This is a genomic window from Sulfobacillus thermosulfidooxidans, from assembly GCF_001280565.1.
GTDB lineage: Bacteria > Bacillota > Sulfobacillia > Sulfobacillales > Sulfobacillaceae > Sulfobacillus > Sulfobacillus thermosulfidooxidans_A.
Map to the genome: position 1 here is coordinate 1707006 of NZ_LGRO01000001.1, position 16571 is coordinate 1723576.

Consider the following 16571-nt stretch of genomic DNA (forward strand, 5'->3'; position numbering starts at 1 on the left):
ATTAGCCCTCCTCTTGGTATAGCGCCGTACTCAAATACCGTTCTCCCGAATCCGGTAAAATCACCACAATCGTAGCATGTTCCCGATTTTCCTGCATAAGCCACTCATTGGCTGCCGCAATCGCCGCGCCACTCGAAATCCCTACGAGTAATCCTTCAGACCGGGCCAGATCACGAGCCGTATGAAATGCCTCCTCACTGCTAATCGGGATGACATAATCGAGCAGGGAAACATCTAAGGTTTTGGGAACAAATCCGGCCCCAATACCTTGGATTTTGTGTGGCCCGGGATTGCCACCCGAAATCACCGGCGACTCAGCAGGTTCGACTCCAATAATATCAATGGCCGGATTACGCTCTTTTAAGTATTGCGCAATGCCCGTAATCGTTCCACCCGTTCCAATGCCGGCCACAACCGCCGTAACCATGCCCTCTGTATCTTCCCAAATTTCGGGCCCGGTGGTCATCCGATGAATTTCTGGATTGGCCGGATTTTCAAATTGATGCAAACTAATCGCCCCAGGAATTTCTTTTTCTAATTCGGCGGCCCGGGAAATTGCTCCGACCATGCCAAATTTGCCTGGCGTCAATTCTACTTCCGCGCCAAAGGCTTGAAACAATAACCGGCGCTCAATGGATGCGGTATCTGGCATGGTGAGAATACACCGGTAACCGCGTTTAGCGGCTACCATAGCTAATCCCACCCCAGTATTTCCTGAGGTGGGTTCAATAATCACGCCGCCAGGTCGCAAGATCCCCTCTCGTTCCGCGTGAGACACCATATTTAAGGCAATACGATCTTTCACACTGCCCCCCGGATTATACGATTCTAGCTTGCCATAAATCAAACATTTTCGTAATTCAGATATTTTTTGAAGCTTAACCAGTGGAGTTCTTCCAATTAAATCGCAAACCGACTCAAAGGTTCGCATACGCCACCCTCTTATCCATAAACTGGAAATACGATAACCATTCTCGCATTCATTATATCATAGCCCGTGTGACACACTATTTCTACTATTAATCAAGGAGGATTCCCATGTCCCCACGAAAAAAATTACTTGTTCCCGAAGCGTCGCAAGCATTAGACAAATTGCGCGAAGAAATCCTTAAAGAACTGCGAATTCATCGTCAGCCCATGCGTGAGCAATTTCGTGATACCGCGCGCCGCATTGCTGAACAAGCCGATAAGACTAATCCGGATCCATGATCCGTCCAAAGTCCTGCACCACCTGCCCTGAAAATGTTCGCACTTTACGAATCGCAGCTAACACCCCGGCGGCATAAGCACTGCGGTCATGGACATCATGTCGTAAAGTCAATATCTGTCCACTGGCGCCAAACACTACCGCTTGATGGGCCACCATCCCTGGCAGGCGCAAGGCATGCACAGGAATCGTATCGGCTGGAGTCTCCCACGAGTCTGCTAATAACTGAGCCATTCGTTTGGCAGTCCCTGATGGTTTATCTTTTTTGGTGTCGGCATGCGCTTCTAAGATCTCGGCTTTTTTAAAGTAATGGCTAGCCTGTTTGGCCAGCTGCTCCATCACCCATGCACCCAAAGAAAAATTAGCAATCAAAACAGCTCCCACCTGATAACGAACCACCAACTGCGTGATTGAGTCCCGTTCCTCTGCAGTAAATCCTGTCGTGCCTACCACAATGTCCCACCCGCGGGACACTGCTTCACAAATGCGCTCATATGACGATTGGTGTTCTGTAAAATCCACTAAAACCGCATAAGATGCTGGAATTTGAGCGAGAGATTCTTGCACGACCAAAGGGACAGGTTCCGCCCAAAGATCCTTGAGCATACTGCCCGCATGATGTTGAGCAATTGCTCCAATGAGGTCCATATCATCCGCATGATATATCGCTTTTCCCACTTCTCGACCGGTTTTTCCGCTGGCTCCGGCTAATACCACTGGAATTGGTGTCGTCATAAATCCCCCTAAATGTTACCTAAGTCATATTCTTTTAAGAGTCGGCTCGCAATGACTAGCCGCATAATTTCTGAGGTGCCTTCATAAATTTCTGTCACCTTGGCGTCGCGCAAGAGACGCTCCACCCCATATTCTCGCATATAACCATATCCGCCAAAAATTTGAATAGCATCGGCGGCATGTTGAACCGCTTTTTCCGAAGCAAACAACTTGGCCATTGCGAACAATGGCCGCTGAGCTGGACCTTCTTCGCGCCGTCTGGCGGCCTCATAGGTCATCAAGCGGGCTGCATGTAAATCCGTCGCCATATCGGCTAGCCGCCATTGAATGCCTTCAAAGTGTCCAATCGGTTGCCCAAATTGTTTGCGCTGGCGTGCATAAGCTAAGGACCGTTCTAAAGCTGTTGTCATAATTCCCACGCTTTGTGCAGCAATTCCAATTCTCCCGCCGTCTAAAAGATATAGCGCGATGTCGTATCCTTGCCCTTCTTCGCCAAGCCGGTCCTCTACCGGCACAACTACATCATCTAAGATCATTTCCGAGGTTCGTGACGCCCGGATTCCCAATTTATCCTCGGGAGGTCCAAAGCGTAAACCTGTCGCAGTTTTCGGTACGATAAATGCGGTAATGCCCTTTTCTTTACGAGCAGGGTCGAGAGTCGCAAAGACGATGTAACGGTCTGCTTCTCCTCCACTGGTGATGAACATCTTCCGACCTGTTAAGTGATACCCATCCTCCAATCGCAGGGCACGGGTTTGCATACTGGCCGCATTAGACCCCGACTCAGCTTCGGTAATGGCAAAAGCTCCAATCGTCTTTCCCTGACATAGTTCGGGAAGATAGCGTGATTTTTGTTCTTCCGTTCCAAAACGCCAGATCCCTTCGATATGCAAAGAATTATGTACTTCATAAATAACAGCCGTAGCCGGATCAGCTGCAGCTATCGCTTCGACTACCAGCGTTTGTGCCAGGTAGCTGGCACCAGCTCCTCCCCATTTCGGATCCACAATCATCCCCAAATAGCCTTGACGACCAAGGAGTTCAATGTTTTCACGAGGAAAAATGGCCTTTTGATCAAATTCTTGCGAGCGCTTAGCAATGGTGCCTTGTACGAGTTCAAAAATAGCATCGCGTATCGCGTTCTCTTCTTCATTTAATATACTCAAAGCCATAAGTCTTACTCTCCTTGTGCGCTGGTCTTAAGCCACTGAGTCAACAATGTTTTGGCTTCCATCGTAGAATCTTCTCCTGACAATATGTCCATGACGGCTTGGCGCCATAGCCCTTGATGATCCATCTCAGACTGGATTGCCACCATAACGTCTTCAAGAGATTGCTTTAGTATGTGTTCCGCTTGTTGGTAACGGAGGTTATCTAATAGATTATGTTCACGCAGGTAGACTTGGTGTTGATCAATGGCCTCAATCACTTCACTTATCCCAACAAAACGATCGGCTTGGGTTTTGATAATAGGCACCGTCCACGAAGAATTCTCCCCGCTCAGGCTTAATAATCCTTTGAGAGAACGCACAGTGAGTTCAGCGCCATCGCGATCAGATTTGTTGACAACGAACACATTGCCAATTTCTAAAATCCCGGCTTTAATGGCTTGAATATCATCACCCAGGCCTGGTGCTAAGACCACCAACACCGTTTGGGCGTAACGCATGATATCGACTTCAGCCTGACCAGCCCCCACCGTCTCCACCAAAATGGTATCAAATCCCGCCGCGTCTAAAAGATTAATCGCTCCAAATGCCGCTCGTGACAAGCCGCCAACATGGCCCCGGCTCGCCAAAGAACGCATGAACACGCCCTTGTCATCCACGGATTCCTGCATGCGGATGCGGTCTCCCAAGATCGCGCCGCCCGTATACGGACTCGAGGGATCCACCGCAAGAATGCCCACAGTATTTTGACGTTTTCGCAGTTCTAGGGCAAGCGCATTGACTAACGTCGACTTCCCCACTCCAGGCGCTCCCGTAATCCCAATGACGCGAGCATGACCCGTATGCGCGAACAACCGGTGAGCCAATTCCTTGCCACGTACACTCCCTTCATCAATCCAAGACAAGCCGCGAGCGAGAGCACGCCGGTTCCCCGCGACAATCCCTTCATATAAACTATTCACATCCATTAGCGTTCTCCTACATGCTGCCTGATATATTCCACAATATCCCCCGTGTCGGTTCCCGGCCCAAACACCTGGTGGACTCCCGCCTCCAACATCAGAGGGATATCGTCATCGGGAATAATGCCCCCAAGAAGCACGAGCATATCATTCACACCATTTTCGCGCAATAAACTCGTGATGCGGGGCACAAGTGTGGGATGGGCCCCGGATAAAATGGATATGGCCAAGACATCCACATCTTCTGAAATCGCTGCGTCTACAATTTGATCGGGTGTTTGATGAAGACCGGTGTAAATGACTTCCATTCCCGCATCCCGCAAGGCGCGCGCTATCACTTTGGCACCTCGGTCATGACCATCCAGTCCGGGCTTGGCCACTAAAACGCGAATCATGAGATTCACTCCTCATCATTTGGTACTGACAGTATATGGTATCAATCCGGATGTGCTCACACTTTTAGGTCATAACCAGTTTATCATCTTCGCCATAAAAAAAGAGAAGAAGACAATAAAATGACTTCTTCTCAGGCAAATCAGAAAGATTGTTACGCGCCTTTAGCAACCTTTGTCGAAGACCGTCCTTGCTGGGACGACCGGGAATAAACGTACCCTAAGAATATCAGCACTAAACCGACAATATTCATCACCGGCAAAATACTTAAGGCAACACCTTGCGAAGCCAAGGTGCCGCCAACCCCAGCAGCTAAAGCGCCAGCGGCAATCAACAAATTATAATAGCGGCGGGTTTTCCACCACGACCATAACGCCCCCACCAACACGATCGTCCCGCCTAACGAAGCCATAATGATATAAACAACTTGGGTTAAGCCCACAATTCCGCCTTTTCCACCGTTTAGGGCCAGCCACGAACCGCGAATCACGGGTGGGGTGGCAAACACAGAAATCGTCAATACCACGGCCAACAACACAATCAGGGTCGCATAAATGCTACCAACCCGCTTTGAAAACGCCAAATAGGTTGTTCCAACAGACATTGCACCAACTAAAGTGGCTGAGGCAATCACATAAAGTTGGTATGTGAATAAGGTCCATTGGCTACGAACCGTCGTCGCCTCCGCAAGATAAGCTACAGTATAGAGGCCGAAGGAAATCGCCCACCACAAATAAAAAGGTGCCCGGCGCTCTCGGTATCGTTGCAATAAGGCAAGTGCAAATAAAGCCGCCAATAATGCCGCAGCGAAGAATAATCCCTCCACCATAAATAACATGCCTTCTTTCCTCAAAAAGTTCATACAATGATTTCAGCGACTACACTCACCCAACACCCTTTACGTCATCATGCCAATTTAGTTATAGCACGAAATCAACGTGTGATATTGTTATAGATCGTTTTAGAGTTCAGGACCAGGGACATTTGGCGCAACTGCAGGGGGGACATTCGTCCTAATTGTTGAATCCATTGAGGCCCATTGATCTTCTAGACGCTTGACTTCAGTAATTAACTGTCGTGTTTTTCCTAACATTTTGGCCATAAATCCAAACATAATTAGGAATAATCCCGTATAAGCAGCGAACATAAACCACAGGTACATTTTTTCTATTGGTGTCATAACCATGGTTTTCCCCTCCCTAATATCTCTTTACATAACCTAGGAAACAAGCCCCAAGTGGAATGGTGCCTCATTATGAAGGAGGCTCTTGCAACACCTGATGTCTTCTTTGATAAATTTGTCGTAGGCGCGATTCGGCGTCTAATAAGCGCACGCGAATAACCATCCACATGACAAAGATCGCCATCATTGCGACCATAGATAACAGCATGGCATCGATCATCTTGGGGGCCATGTGGATCCCTTGCGTCGTAATGACAACAGGATGCACCGAACGCCACCAGCGCACCGCCATATAATCAATGGGCACATCGATATAAGCCACGATCGCTAACACCGCCGAATAGGTAGCCCGCTTGCCAGGATCATCTGACCATTCCCGCAACAATAAATATCCGGCAAAGAGTACCCAGAGGATAAGGGTGGAAGTCAGCCTGGGATCCCATGTCCACCATACTCCCCATGCTGCTTTCCCCCATAAGATCCCGCTAAACAACACCATGGCCGTAAAAACGGTTCCGATTTCGGCCGATGCCGCAGCCATATGATCCCACCTGAGATTTTTAATCAATAGATAGCCTAGACTGGCGCCAAAGGTGAGGGTAAAAGCTATCGCTGCGACGACGGCCGCACCCATGTGGAAATAGAAAATTCGCTGGCTCGCTCCTAGCACCCGGTCATCTGGGCTCCAAATCAAATCAGCATAGAGTGCTCCTACTACCAGAGGCAAGGCAAGGATGAAGGCGTTCTCTCTTATCAGCTGTTTTCTTAATGGATCCATCTCACACCTCCCACAGATAATCCGATAGCATGAGCCCTAAAGCCAGAAAAATGAGGTCGTAGGCTATCAGTCCATGAATCCACAGGCTTAGATGGGGTGGATTTGGCATCAGCACCCCGGCAGTGGCTTGAACCGCCATAATTAAGACCGGGATTTGCAAAGGAATGACTAACAAGCTTAACAGCATATCACCATTTTTCACGTGAATACTTATCGCGGCCAATAATGTGGCGATTTCTACCATTCCTAAAGCCCCCAACACCAATATGGCGAAAAAACCTCCAACATGCATGGCTACACGTTCATCGAATATGATAAAAAATGCTGGGATACTGATGAGTTCAGTCACCAACATAAAGAGGAATGCGACCGTCATTTTGGCTGCGTACACGGCCAATCGGTCTCCGGGTGCTAAAAACAATCCCGTCAATGTATCTTCCGCTTCCTCTCGCTGAAAGGCCTTGTTGATCCCTAATATTCCCGTAAACAGAAATGTCATCCATAACATACCCGGAAACATCTGGCGTAATACTTGATTCAACGAATCAAACGCAAACGCAAAGACCAAAAGCACCATTAGGACAAAAGTGACCATGCCTAGCCACCAATCTTTGCTCCGCCACTCAAACAACAAATCTTTGTACACAATAACCCAGAACTTACGGATAGCAATGCACCTCATCTGTGACCCACTTGGTATATGTGTTCAAGAAATTGGGATCTTCTTGCGAATGAGCATGGACGGAAGACCACCACACAAATTGCCCATGAGCTAAAATGGCTATGGCATCTGCTAAAGGTAAGACATCGTCTATTTGATGGGAAATCAGGATGATGGCAGCACCTTTCTCTTTGCGCTGGGTCAGAATCCCTTGGAAAAGGGTCCGCCCCGCCAAATCGAGTCCCGTATAGGGTTCATCTAATAAGATGAGTTCCGGCTGGATTAACAACAGGCGCGCCATTTGAAGACGCTGTTTCATCCCGCGGGAATAGGTACGCACCACTTCGTGTGCAAACCATGATAATCTTACCTGCTCCAATACCGTATTAACCTGTTGGGATGGATGAGATAGTCCCCACAATCGTGCTTGGAACAGTAAATTTTCACGAGCCGTAAGCTCAGGATAGACCATGGTTTGATGTCCTATATACCCAATTCGCGGATCACTTTGGCCTGTTTTCCCAACTTTTACGCCAAAACGCCACAAATCTCCCCAAGACAGATGCCACAATCCGCTTAAAATATTCAACAACGTCGTTTTCCCTGCCCCATTCGGACCCATGATCCCCAAACATTTTCCGGGTGCCAAGGTAAAAGAGACGTCTTGCAGAACGGCTTTGCCCGCAATGATTTTTCCCACGTGCTCAGCTTGTATTACCCAGCGTGGTGCTTGCATCATGGCTTTCTTGTTCCTTTCCTAAGTAAGCGGGTATGATCCTGCCCTTGCCGCATGTGCCCGGGAGTACTTGCATCGTCCACTACACGGGGATGCCACTCTGTATGGAAGTTAGCCACCGCCTCATTTTGCTCAGATTGAATGTTTAGCCCAAAAAGCTTGCGCCAATAAAGGGCCAGGAGGATAGCCATTGCGGACAACACAGCGATGGCGACTTGGAACCCTTGACCAATGCGGGGATAAAGATGTCCGGCAAAGAGTGTTGAAGGCGGGGAATTTTGGTTCACATCCTGTTCCACAATTAAGGGCAAATCCGATCCCGCCATGAGATGGGAGGTAACATATTCATTAAAGACAGGACTTAAAACCTTCTTCGACAGAGGAATCCGCCCTTGCCCGTTAAACACTAACGACGGATTTAATACGGCCGGCATCGCTAAGGAAGGCGGAACTAAAAGGACCACGGCACCGGTGTTCCCATAACTCGGAAGCATATAAGCACCTGAACGACCATTCCAAGGCACTTGATAGCGGACGGCACACGTATTTTCTTGAGCAGTGATGATGACGTCATGGGGAGCTCTTGAGTCTATGTGGGCTCCTACGCCACGCAAATGCGTTGCGTCCGGCAAAATGCCCATCATGACCTCTTTGGGCGGGTGTGAAAACACCCATTGTTCATAAATGGCTAAGTGATGATGAAGGGGTATCATCATCACCATTTCCATCGCCACAGCTTTTGGCAAACGCTTAGCCAAAACCCGCATAGGGAATCCCGCTGCCACCACCACCGTCGCCATTACCAGCCATCCTATTCTTTTCATGGTCTTCGTGTGCTTTCCTTTCCGCAATGTGAACATGTTCTGCGAAACAACCGGCGTTGCCCGCACAGCGGGCAATAGATTGCAGGCACTCTTTCGCTTTCGCTGTTTATGAAGGACTTGTCTGAGGACTTATCGGATCCTCTTACCGCAGGAAGAATCAAAAGAGCGGACATGGCAATAGTAAGCATTATCCCAAGAAATGCCGCCATTAAAACGGATCACGTCCTTTCACACTCAAAGAACTCGCCCTCATCCCAGTAATATCGACAAGGGACCGGGATCGTTGGCGCTCTTTAGTGGTCCGACCGCCTAGTGACAACAACGTCGCGCCAATGAGAATGTACATTCCGGTCCAGATAAAGCGCACAAAGGGGTTAATAAAAATGTGCAAAATCGCTTCTTGTTGTCCAGGACTGCCTTCGAACACACAATATAAATCCTTCATCCACCCACCATGAATCGCGACCTTTGCAACGGGTTGGGCTGAACCGGGGAAGAAAGCGAGAGCCGGCTGTTCTCTAAATTGTTGAGCGTGGTAACGCACCAACAAATTAGCCTGCACCATTTGATATCCCGGTCCTGTGGCCATGGTCATACCTTGGTATGCAATCTTATATCCACCGAGAAACAGCTGTTGATGCGGTTTTAAAGTGGTTGTGATTTTGATGTTATGAGTATGGGAGCCTGCCACTCCGAAAATAATCAGCAAGAATGCAATATGGGCTAAATATCCTCCATAGCGCCTGCGATTATGGCTAATAGCCTGTGCCAGGGAACGCTGCCAGCCCAAATGATGCGCTTTTTGCCGGTTCTTGGCAGCCCTGACCAATTCTTGAATCATGGACGTCGAGGCGAATCCCACAATAATCATCGCAAGCCAAGTCGCAATGGCATGAAATCCACTGAGATAAGCTACAACACCCACGCCTAGTGCAACCAGCAACGGTGTTCGCATGTGATGCCAAAACTGTGCGAAGTGCGTACGCCTCCAACCCATTGCTGGTGCCACTCCCAAAAGAACTGCAAGCATTAAGAAAAGCGGGACGGTGAGCCGGTTAAAATATTCTTGGGTGAGAATAATCGTAGTCCCCATCAATGCGTGGGACAGAACCGGATAAAAAGTGCCGAAAAGGACAATGACGGCAATGCTACTAAAAAGAACATTAACTAAACGATACACGCTTTCTTTAGACCAAGTGAGATCAGGAGCATTTTCTGGCAGATGCCCTTGAAGGACATCTTGCCGTGACCAAAGAATGAAGAAGGTGCCGAGTCCAATCAGGATTAACAAAGCTAAGAAATAGGGACCTACTCCGGTACCAGTAAATGAATGAACCGAATTCTTTAAAATGCCGCTCCGAGTAATGTAGGTTCCTACCACGGTCAAAAGGAAACTTCCGACACCCAAAATCGCTGTCCATGCCCGCAGGATTCCCCGTTTTTCCTGGGCTTGTAGCGAGTGCAAAAACGCCGTGGCTAATAGCCATGGCATCAGCGATGCATTTTCTACGGGATCCCATTCCCAATAGCCGCCCCACCCAAGTTCCATATACGCCCACATTCCTCCGAGAACAATGGCCGCGGATAAGAACATCCAAGCGAACAAAGTCCATCGTCGAACTATTCCGACCCACTGATCCATGGGAGCGCGCGTCCACAATGCAGCCAGCAGGTATGCTGCGGGAACGGCCATACCAATCAATCCTATATACATCGCAGGAGGATGAATACTCATCACCACATTTTGTAATAAGGGGTCAAGACCAGCACCGTCTGCAGGATGGCCACCAATCATCCGAAAAGGATTCACGACGAGATTAGACATTCCTGTAAAAAATAGCAGTAGGCCTGTTAAATACAAACTCGTCAACGAGGTCAAGGGACTTTGCCATCGCCCTCGCAGTGTTACGACGACGGTATATAAGGACAAAATCCAGGCCCAAAACAAGATTGAGCCGGAATTGCCTCCCCACAACGCTCCCATTTTATAAAGCAGCGGCAACGCACGATCGGAATGATTATAGACAGCTTGAACCGTGTAATTACCGGTTACCAGCAGATATTCTAACGTGAATACCGCTGTGGTGAGAGCTAGAGCCACAGCGAGCACCGCTCCTCGTACACTTTCCGCTAACTGCGGATTGCAAAGTCTCCTGTTCCATGTTCCGCTTATTACGATATACAGGGAATTGCCGCCAGCTAAAACCAGCGCATACCGTCCCAATTCCGGCATAGTCACGGCTAAAGGTCACCTTCCCTTTACGGGTTTCTCGCTGTGGGTGCAGCCGAGTAATGATTGGGGCATTGAATCTCTAACTTTTGAGCCTTAAAAATGCCACCCGGTTCCATATATCCTTTAACAATGGCACTCGCATTTTTGAATTGTTCGGTTGGCATCGGCCCTTGGTATAGAATGGGCAATTTCGCCCCATTTGATACCAAATCAAATCGCAAAGTACTGGTCTTGGGATTGTAGCGCACACTGGTAGATTGCAAAGTGCCCTGGACACGCACTGTTTGATCCGAAAAGCGGCGGAGGTTGTCTTCATATTGTTTGACGGTGAGGAAATAATTGGAGAAATTGTGGGCTCCTTGGACGAGAAGATAGCCAAGTGACACAGCAATTACCGCACTGCCTACCTGCAATTTAAGTTTGTTCGATGTGGCCAACTGGTTCCGTCACCCATTTCACAACATGTATTTAATTCTCATGTTGCACAACTTAGACGAAGATGATACACTAATTTTTGCACGTCAGAGTGACGACGTTGCCGAAGTGGTGGAATCGGCAGACACGCGGTGTTCAGGGCGCCGTGAGCAATAGCTCGTGTGGGTTCAAATCCCACCTTCGGCACCATAAACCTATTTGACCACATCGTCACAACTTATCTTGGGGAAAATCAAACTAAGAACCCGACACCATAAGTCTATGGTGATATCGGTTTTTTTGTATTGTTCCTGCAGTGGCTCAAACTTTGCGATCCGGGATGTGGCGCGATGGGGCGTGTTGGGTATCCCCCCAACCAGCGCATGGACCTCATCGTTGACGATGGTGCTCCCTCCCGACACCATCCCATCCGGTTGGCCCACACGGTTGAGGACGTGCTCGCACTTTACGATTTATGGGGCCGATGCCGCTGGCCTTTGTCCTTCCGAGGCTTGCGCAAACGAAACGTGGGCACAGCGGGCGGGGCGGGGGATGTCGGGATCTCGTGCGGTGTCTGGGCCAGACGGGGCCGGGGACGTTGCCAGGTGCCCTCGGGAGTCCGGATCGCGGACCGAATGCGGGAGCGCACGATGGGACGATCCGTCAGAGTCACCGGAAAGACTGGCACTCCCAGGTCTTGCACGGCGGGGATCGGACGGTCCGCCTGCACCCAGGACTCCATCCACTGGGTCATCGTCTCCGGAGCCAAGACGGGAACCTGAAACGTCACGGAGGCGGTCTTTTGATCCGCGCTGACCCGCACCTCGGCCACAAATGCCTGCACCGCTCGGACCCAGATCTGCGAATGCACATCCGGAGGATACCAGTCAAAGAAGGATTGCCACTTTTAAGCCCCCTAAGAAGACGAGACAATCGCGATCTCTCCTGGTTGGATTATTATCAGTTCAGAGGAGAGAATGTACACGATGAGTCAAACCTATTCACCGGAATTCACACAACAGATTGTTCGAGAAGCTCAAGACACGCAAAATGCGCCATGAGTCGCTCGTCGTCATCAGCTGAGTCCATCCATGGTGCGTCGCGGGGTGCGTGAGGCGGTGAAGGCGGCCCACTTCCGGAAGTTTCAGGCGTTCGCAGAGGGCGGCCAAGTCATCGCAAGGATCGACCGGAAACGTCAGGGTCGATCGGGTCATTGCGGGACCACCTCCGCATAGTCGGCTAATAAACGAATCGTGGGCAAATCCTCCTCGGGTGTCCGTAACGTACGACGCCGAGCAATCGGTTGACCCGGAATGCGTTCGGGTGGGGCGTCTTGGTGCCATGTCTCCGTGCCGACGATCTGATGCGGGCGCGAGGGAATCGCATACCGCGTGAGCTCTTGCGTCTCTTGCCCAATCACGATACCGGTCTCGGAGTAGCGCCTGACGTACACCATCGTTCCCGCCGCCGTCCACGGTACCGCAAAACGATGCCCTTGCCAGTGCACAAACGCATCGCGCGTCACTTTACGGGGAAACTGTTCGCCGAAGGCCCACAGCCGCGTCAGGTCATACGGCTGGGCTCCCGCCACGTCGGCCTCCCAGCGATCTGTCGGGCGCTCGAACGTGGTGCCATGAATGCGCAGATCACGTTCCTGGGCCCAGACCATGACACGGACATTTAATTCCTTGAGGGTGATGACCTCAGGGATCCGCGGCCAGAAATTTTGGCGAACATATAACACACTGCGTTCGACTTTTCCCTTGGTTTTTGCCCGATAAGGCCGGGCGGCTTTCGGTCCAAAACCATGAAATTCGGCAAAAGCCGTGAATCGGGGGTTCCAGACGATCTCTCCCCCGCGCGGATGGTCAATGACCATCGGTTTCATGTTATCTGATAAAATCGTCGTGGGGACACAGCCAAAATACGCAAACGCGTTCTCGAGGCAGCGAAACAAGGTGGTTTGGCGCTGATCGTGCACAAATTCGCCAGACATACGCCGCGAAAAACTCATGGTATAAATAAAAATGTAGAGTTTTCGCCGTTGGTCCGGATACACCAACGCCCCGAAGTCGGCCCAATCGCATTGTGCTTGATCCCCGGGATCCGTTTCATAGCGTTGAGCCGGTTCAACACCCCGCTGCGGACGCAGCGGTTGCACCAGCTGTTTGATCAAACTCAGACTGCCCGTGTAACCGTGGGCACGGGCCTCTTCCCAGAGAACAACGGCATTCTGACACCCCTGGTTCCACCGTTCTTCGATATACTCTTTGTATGGATCGAGTTGACTCTCACGGGTACGACGGGTCAGGTCGTGCCCGTGTTTTTGGTCGGTGACCACTTTACGAATGGTTTTGCGATCGCGACCGGTGGCCGCTTGAATCGCCGTAATCGTCTGCTTCTGTTCGTGCATCATCATGATCCTGCGACACTCCTCGGGGGATAGATAATACGCCATGTCTCGCATCGCCTCGGTATTCGGATAGTGCCCGCCCTAGGGACAGGCCCTTTGATACGTTCCTCATAACATCCCGATAATCCTGTCGATTATGAGGAAATTCAACGGTCGTTTTTGAGGAATTTACCCTACCGTTTTGCGGGAAATTGCGTTGGCGTTTTGGGGAAATTCAACTGTCGTTTTTGGGGAAATTGAATTGTCCTTATTGGGGATTTTAAACCTGTCGTTGACACTGTGCAGGCTCTCCCGCACTATTAAATCGAAAGGAGACACCTATCATGCCACCGAAATCTCACCGCCTCGGCTTTGCACTCATGGCCGCCGCCCTCTTGTTCACGAGCACCCCACCCCCTCCAACCCCCCGCATGGGGGGGTGTGGTGGCGATGGGGCCTGACCCCATCCCGGCTCTGCCCAGGGGCCGTGGAATTGACTAAAATGTGTTGACAATTCCGAATTGTTGTGGTATCCTGTCACTATACACCACCTATTCGGAGGCGATTCCTATGTCAGTCACTTCAGGCCCCATCACCACCCCACCCCGTCAGGGCTTTTGGCAGACCTATGGCGGCGGCTTGATCATCCTGCTGGTCATCGCAGCGGTCAGTGCCTGGATCTTCACCCGGCCTGTCAGCCCCGCTGTGCGGGCGCAACGTGCGGCAGTGGATGTCATCACCCAGGATCAATGGCATGTGCAGCTCGTGAAGCGGTTGCCGGATGTGCCGAATTTTGCAGATCCGCATGTGCAGGATCAGGTGTGGCTTGCACGAGTCACCGTGACCAACCCGACCCCCGACCTGGCGACCTGGCCAGCCAATCTGGTGATGGTCAGCTTTACGGTCGACGGTCAAGATGAGGGGATGCCGTTAAACGACATCTCATTCCCTCATGCTTCCAGTACCAGCGGCATCCCTGACCCGCTCTGGCCAGCCACGACTGATCCACCGGTCTTCACCATCCCCCCACATGGTCAGCGGACTGGGGATGTGGTGATCCAACTTCCCACTGGTCAGCACACCGCTGTCATCCAGGATGTGTGGCAACAACGGGCTTGGGATCTGACCACGGTCTCGATCCCTTAAGCAACCACACACCCCAACCCGGTGACCCCGGACTGGGGGATGTCTGACTCGATGCCCGTGCAGGGCTCGCCATCTCAAGATGTGGTGGGCACCGGACACTTGCCAGTGATCGGTTGCTTGACCGTGGTGCCTCCTGCGACTGGAGTGACTTGAGTTTCTTGCAAGTACTGACTGATCACTTTCGTCTGCGTGTGGGTTTGGGTGACCGGATAGGACGGCGGTTGATATTGATAGGACTCTGTTTTCCACACATCCTTGTACCGAGTCGCTGAATGCTGAATCGTTTCAGTTTGGTACGTCGGGGGCACATACACTCGGGGTTTTTCGGCTACAGATCCTCGATCCGTTGCGGGCAATGAGCCGTTCTGCGCCCGATTCCGCTCCCCAATTTTGGACATTTGCGATCTCGTTCACGCCGATACGCATTGGGTCATCATATCAGCCCTACGGGCTGGGACTGGGGGACAGGGGCCAGGGCGTCACCTCGCCCCTGTCCCCCAGTGCAAAAGTCTCGCTCTGCTATACTCTGACGGGCATCCAGGTCGCTTGCCCTCCAGCGACCCGTTTTCGCATCGTCGCCGGAGACCAAAATTCTAGGCTCCCATGCAGCCGATCCTCGTTATAAAAGGCAATCCATCGCGTAACCGCTGCATAGGCCTCGCCATATGTGGCAAATTCTTGAGTGAGACACTCGCGCTCCAACTGAGCATGCCACGACTCAATCAAGGCGTTTTTATTCGGCGTGGCCACCGGAATGCGCTCATGTTCCAGACCATAGGCAGCACAAGCCGTTTCGAATGCCTCAGCGATAAACTGAGGGCCATTGTCCGTCCGGAGAATAGGAGGCGTTTGCCATTCCGATTGACGCCGGATCACCGCGTGTTGCAGGGTCCGGACAACATCCGTCGCCTGACAATGAAGCCCCATGTGATAGGCAATAATCATGCGGTCACACACATCGATAATGGCTTGGAGATATAAAAACCGATCTTCACCCGCAATATACACATCGGTAATGTCCGTTTGCCAGAGCTGATTGGGAGCCGTAATGATGCGGTTCCGCGCCAGCCGGCGCGGATGCCGGATGCGGCGTTTTCGCTGAGGCCACAATAAGTGCCACTGTCGAAGGAGTCGATACACCTTTTTGACACGAATCTGTAGATGATAGCGTCGTCGCAAGACCCCTGTGATTTTGTGATACCCATAGGCCGCATTCTCCGTCGTCAGAATATCGGTAATCCAGTCCATCATCGGGCCATCGGCGATTTTCTGGCCATTTTGTGTGACGCTGTATCCTCGCGGAGGTCGACCCGGCGCCTGATGGCGCCGATCCGGTACGGGATGGCGTTGGCGATGACGCCAGGCATAAAAGGTGGCCCGGGAAAGGCGTATCGTCGCACACCATCGGCGAAGGGGCACCTGAGGAGCGCGGTGATGCCAATCCATCACGTGTTCACACAATTCTGTCACGGACGGATCCCCTTTTTTGCAGCAGATCTTGAAGCATAGCCATCGGCAGATCTTTTTCCCCAAGTAATTTTTTTAACCGTTCATTTTCGTCTACCAGACTCAGGAGATCGTGGGGATGGTGGGCCGCCTTCACCGCCTCACGCACCCAGCGACGCACCATGGATGGACTCAGCTGATGACGACGAGCGACTCATGGCGCATTTTGCGTGTCTTGAGCTTCTCGAACAATCTGTTTTGTGAATTCCGGTGAATAGGTTTGACTCATCGT

General features: G+C 51.1%; 20 protein-coding genes and 1 tRNA gene. 4 read left to right on the forward strand and 17 right to left on the reverse strand.

All coding sequences use genetic code 11. The features are described 5' to 3' along the window. Position 1: 1 nt before the first annotated feature. Positions 2-931 carry a cysteine synthase A gene (cysK, locus tag AOA63_RS08585; protein WP_053959304.1) on the reverse strand — a complete coding sequence of 310 codons (930 nt, stop codon included), beginning with the start codon at positions 929-931 and terminating at the stop codon, positions 2-4. 107 nt (positions 932-1038) lie between these two features. On the opposite strand from cysK, the gene AOA63_RS18920 reads away from it, so the two are divergent. Then, positions 1039-1209, forward strand: a complete 171-nt coding sequence (locus AOA63_RS18920) for a small, acid-soluble spore protein, alpha/beta type (protein WP_082343844.1) — start codon at positions 1039-1041, stop codon at positions 1207-1209. Here the strand turns inward: AOA63_RS18920 and dapB are convergent. The 12 genes from dapB to AOA63_RS08645 all read right to left on the reverse strand — a co-directional run bounded on the left by dapB (position 1193) and on the right by AOA63_RS08645 (position 11318). Then, positions 1193-1942 (reverse strand): 4-hydroxy-tetrahydrodipicolinate reductase, encoded by a 750-nt coding sequence (gene dapB, locus AOA63_RS08590; RefSeq protein ID WP_053959305.1) that lies wholly within the window; start codon positions 1940-1942, stop codon positions 1193-1195. The genes AOA63_RS18920 and dapB overlap by 17 nt on opposite strands. A gap of 8 nt (positions 1943-1950) precedes the next feature. After that, positions 1951-3114, reverse strand: coding sequence for an acyl-CoA dehydrogenase family protein (locus AOA63_RS08595; protein WP_053959306.1), 1164 nt, complete (start codon positions 3112-3114; stop codon positions 1951-1953). A gap of 5 nt (positions 3115-3119) precedes the next feature. Further along, complete coding sequence (gene meaB / locus AOA63_RS08600; RefSeq protein WP_053959307.1) at positions 3120-4079, reverse strand: methylmalonyl Co-A mutase-associated GTPase MeaB; 960 nt, start codon at positions 4077-4079, stop codon at positions 3120-3122. Then, a complete protein-coding gene (locus tag AOA63_RS08605) occupies positions 4079-4468 on the reverse strand; it encodes a cobalamin B12-binding domain-containing protein (RefSeq protein WP_053959308.1) in 390 nt (129 codons plus the stop codon). Before AOA63_RS08605 ends, meaB begins: the two co-directional genes overlap by 1 nt. Positions 4469-4620: 152 nt before the next feature. Then, positions 4621-5328 carry a hypothetical protein gene (locus AOA63_RS08610; RefSeq protein ID WP_242848301.1) on the reverse strand — a complete coding sequence of 236 codons (708 nt, stop codon included), beginning with the start codon at positions 5326-5328 and terminating at the stop codon, positions 4621-4623. 99 nt (positions 5329-5427) lie between these two features. Continuing rightward, on the reverse strand, positions 5428-5652 hold the full coding sequence (locus AOA63_RS08615; protein WP_053959309.1) for a hypothetical protein: 225 nt from the start codon (positions 5650-5652) through the stop codon (positions 5428-5430). A gap of 67 nt (positions 5653-5719) precedes the next feature. Next, positions 5720-6427, reverse strand: coding sequence for a cytochrome c biogenesis protein (locus tag AOA63_RS08620; protein WP_053959310.1), 708 nt, complete (start codon positions 6425-6427; stop codon positions 5720-5722). Between the two features lies 1 nt (position 6428). After that, a complete protein-coding gene (locus tag AOA63_RS08625; RefSeq protein ID WP_053959311.1) occupies positions 6429-7109 on the reverse strand; it encodes a heme exporter protein CcmB in 681 nt (226 codons plus the stop codon). Then, positions 7087-7827, reverse strand: a complete 741-nt coding sequence (gene ccmA, locus AOA63_RS08630; RefSeq protein ID WP_053959312.1) for a heme ABC exporter ATP-binding protein CcmA — start codon at positions 7825-7827, stop codon at positions 7087-7089. Before ccmA ends, AOA63_RS08625 begins: the two co-directional genes overlap by 23 nt. Further along, positions 7824-8624 (reverse strand): hypothetical protein, encoded by an 801-nt coding sequence (locus tag AOA63_RS08635; RefSeq protein WP_053959313.1) that lies wholly within the window; start codon positions 8622-8624, stop codon positions 7824-7826. The genes ccmA and AOA63_RS08635 overlap by 4 nt, the downstream gene beginning before the upstream one ends. Before the next feature lie 232 nt (positions 8625-8856). Continuing rightward, positions 8857-10881, reverse strand: a complete 2025-nt coding sequence (locus AOA63_RS08640; RefSeq protein WP_242848374.1) for a heme lyase CcmF/NrfE family subunit — start codon at positions 10879-10881, stop codon at positions 8857-8859. 26 nt (positions 10882-10907) lie between these two features. After that, positions 10908-11318 (reverse strand): cytochrome c maturation protein CcmE, encoded by a 411-nt coding sequence (locus AOA63_RS08645; RefSeq protein WP_053959315.1) that lies wholly within the window; start codon positions 11316-11318, stop codon positions 10908-10910. Positions 11319-11418: 100 nt separating this feature from the next. On the opposite strand from AOA63_RS08645, the gene AOA63_RS08650 reads away from it, so the two are divergent. Then, positions 11419-11505: transfer RNA gene (locus tag AOA63_RS08650), tRNA-Leu, on the forward strand. Positions 11506-11645: 140 nt separating this feature from the next. Next, positions 11646-12077: a hypothetical protein gene (locus AOA63_RS19330; RefSeq protein ID WP_139061532.1), complete on the forward strand. Its 432-nt coding sequence runs from the start codon at positions 11646-11648 to the stop codon at positions 12075-12077. A 428-nt stretch (positions 12078-12505) separates the two neighbouring features. Here the strand turns inward: AOA63_RS19330 and istA are convergent, their stop codons facing one another. Further along, the gene (istA, locus tag AOA63_RS08665; RefSeq protein WP_242848302.1) at positions 12506-13714 is read right to left on the reverse strand and encodes an IS21 family transposase; all 1209 of its coding nucleotides are present in this window, start codon (positions 13712-13714) and stop codon (positions 12506-12508) included. A gap of 543 nt (positions 13715-14257) precedes the next feature. Between istA and AOA63_RS08670 the strand changes: the two genes are divergently transcribed. After that, positions 14258-14833 (forward strand): hypothetical protein, encoded by a 576-nt coding sequence (locus tag AOA63_RS08670; protein ID WP_053959319.1) that lies wholly within the window; start codon positions 14258-14260, stop codon positions 14831-14833. Between the two features lie 74 nt (positions 14834-14907). Here AOA63_RS08670 and AOA63_RS08675 read toward each other — a convergent pair whose 3' ends face one another. The 3 genes from AOA63_RS08675 to AOA63_RS20205 form a co-directional block, all read right to left on the reverse strand. Further along, a complete protein-coding gene (locus tag AOA63_RS08675) occupies positions 14908-15231 on the reverse strand; it encodes a hypothetical protein (RefSeq protein ID WP_053959320.1) in 324 nt (107 codons plus the stop codon). A gap of 121 nt (positions 15232-15352) precedes the next feature. Further along, on the reverse strand, positions 15353-16303 hold the full coding sequence (locus tag AOA63_RS08680; RefSeq protein WP_053959321.1) for an IS3 family transposase: 951 nt from the start codon (positions 16301-16303) through the stop codon (positions 15353-15355). Beyond that, a complete protein-coding gene (locus tag AOA63_RS20205; protein ID WP_242848303.1) occupies positions 16287-16463 on the reverse strand; it encodes a hypothetical protein in 177 nt (58 codons plus the stop codon). Before AOA63_RS20205 ends, AOA63_RS08680 begins: the two co-directional genes overlap by 17 nt. Positions 16464-16571 lie beyond the last annotated feature (108 nt).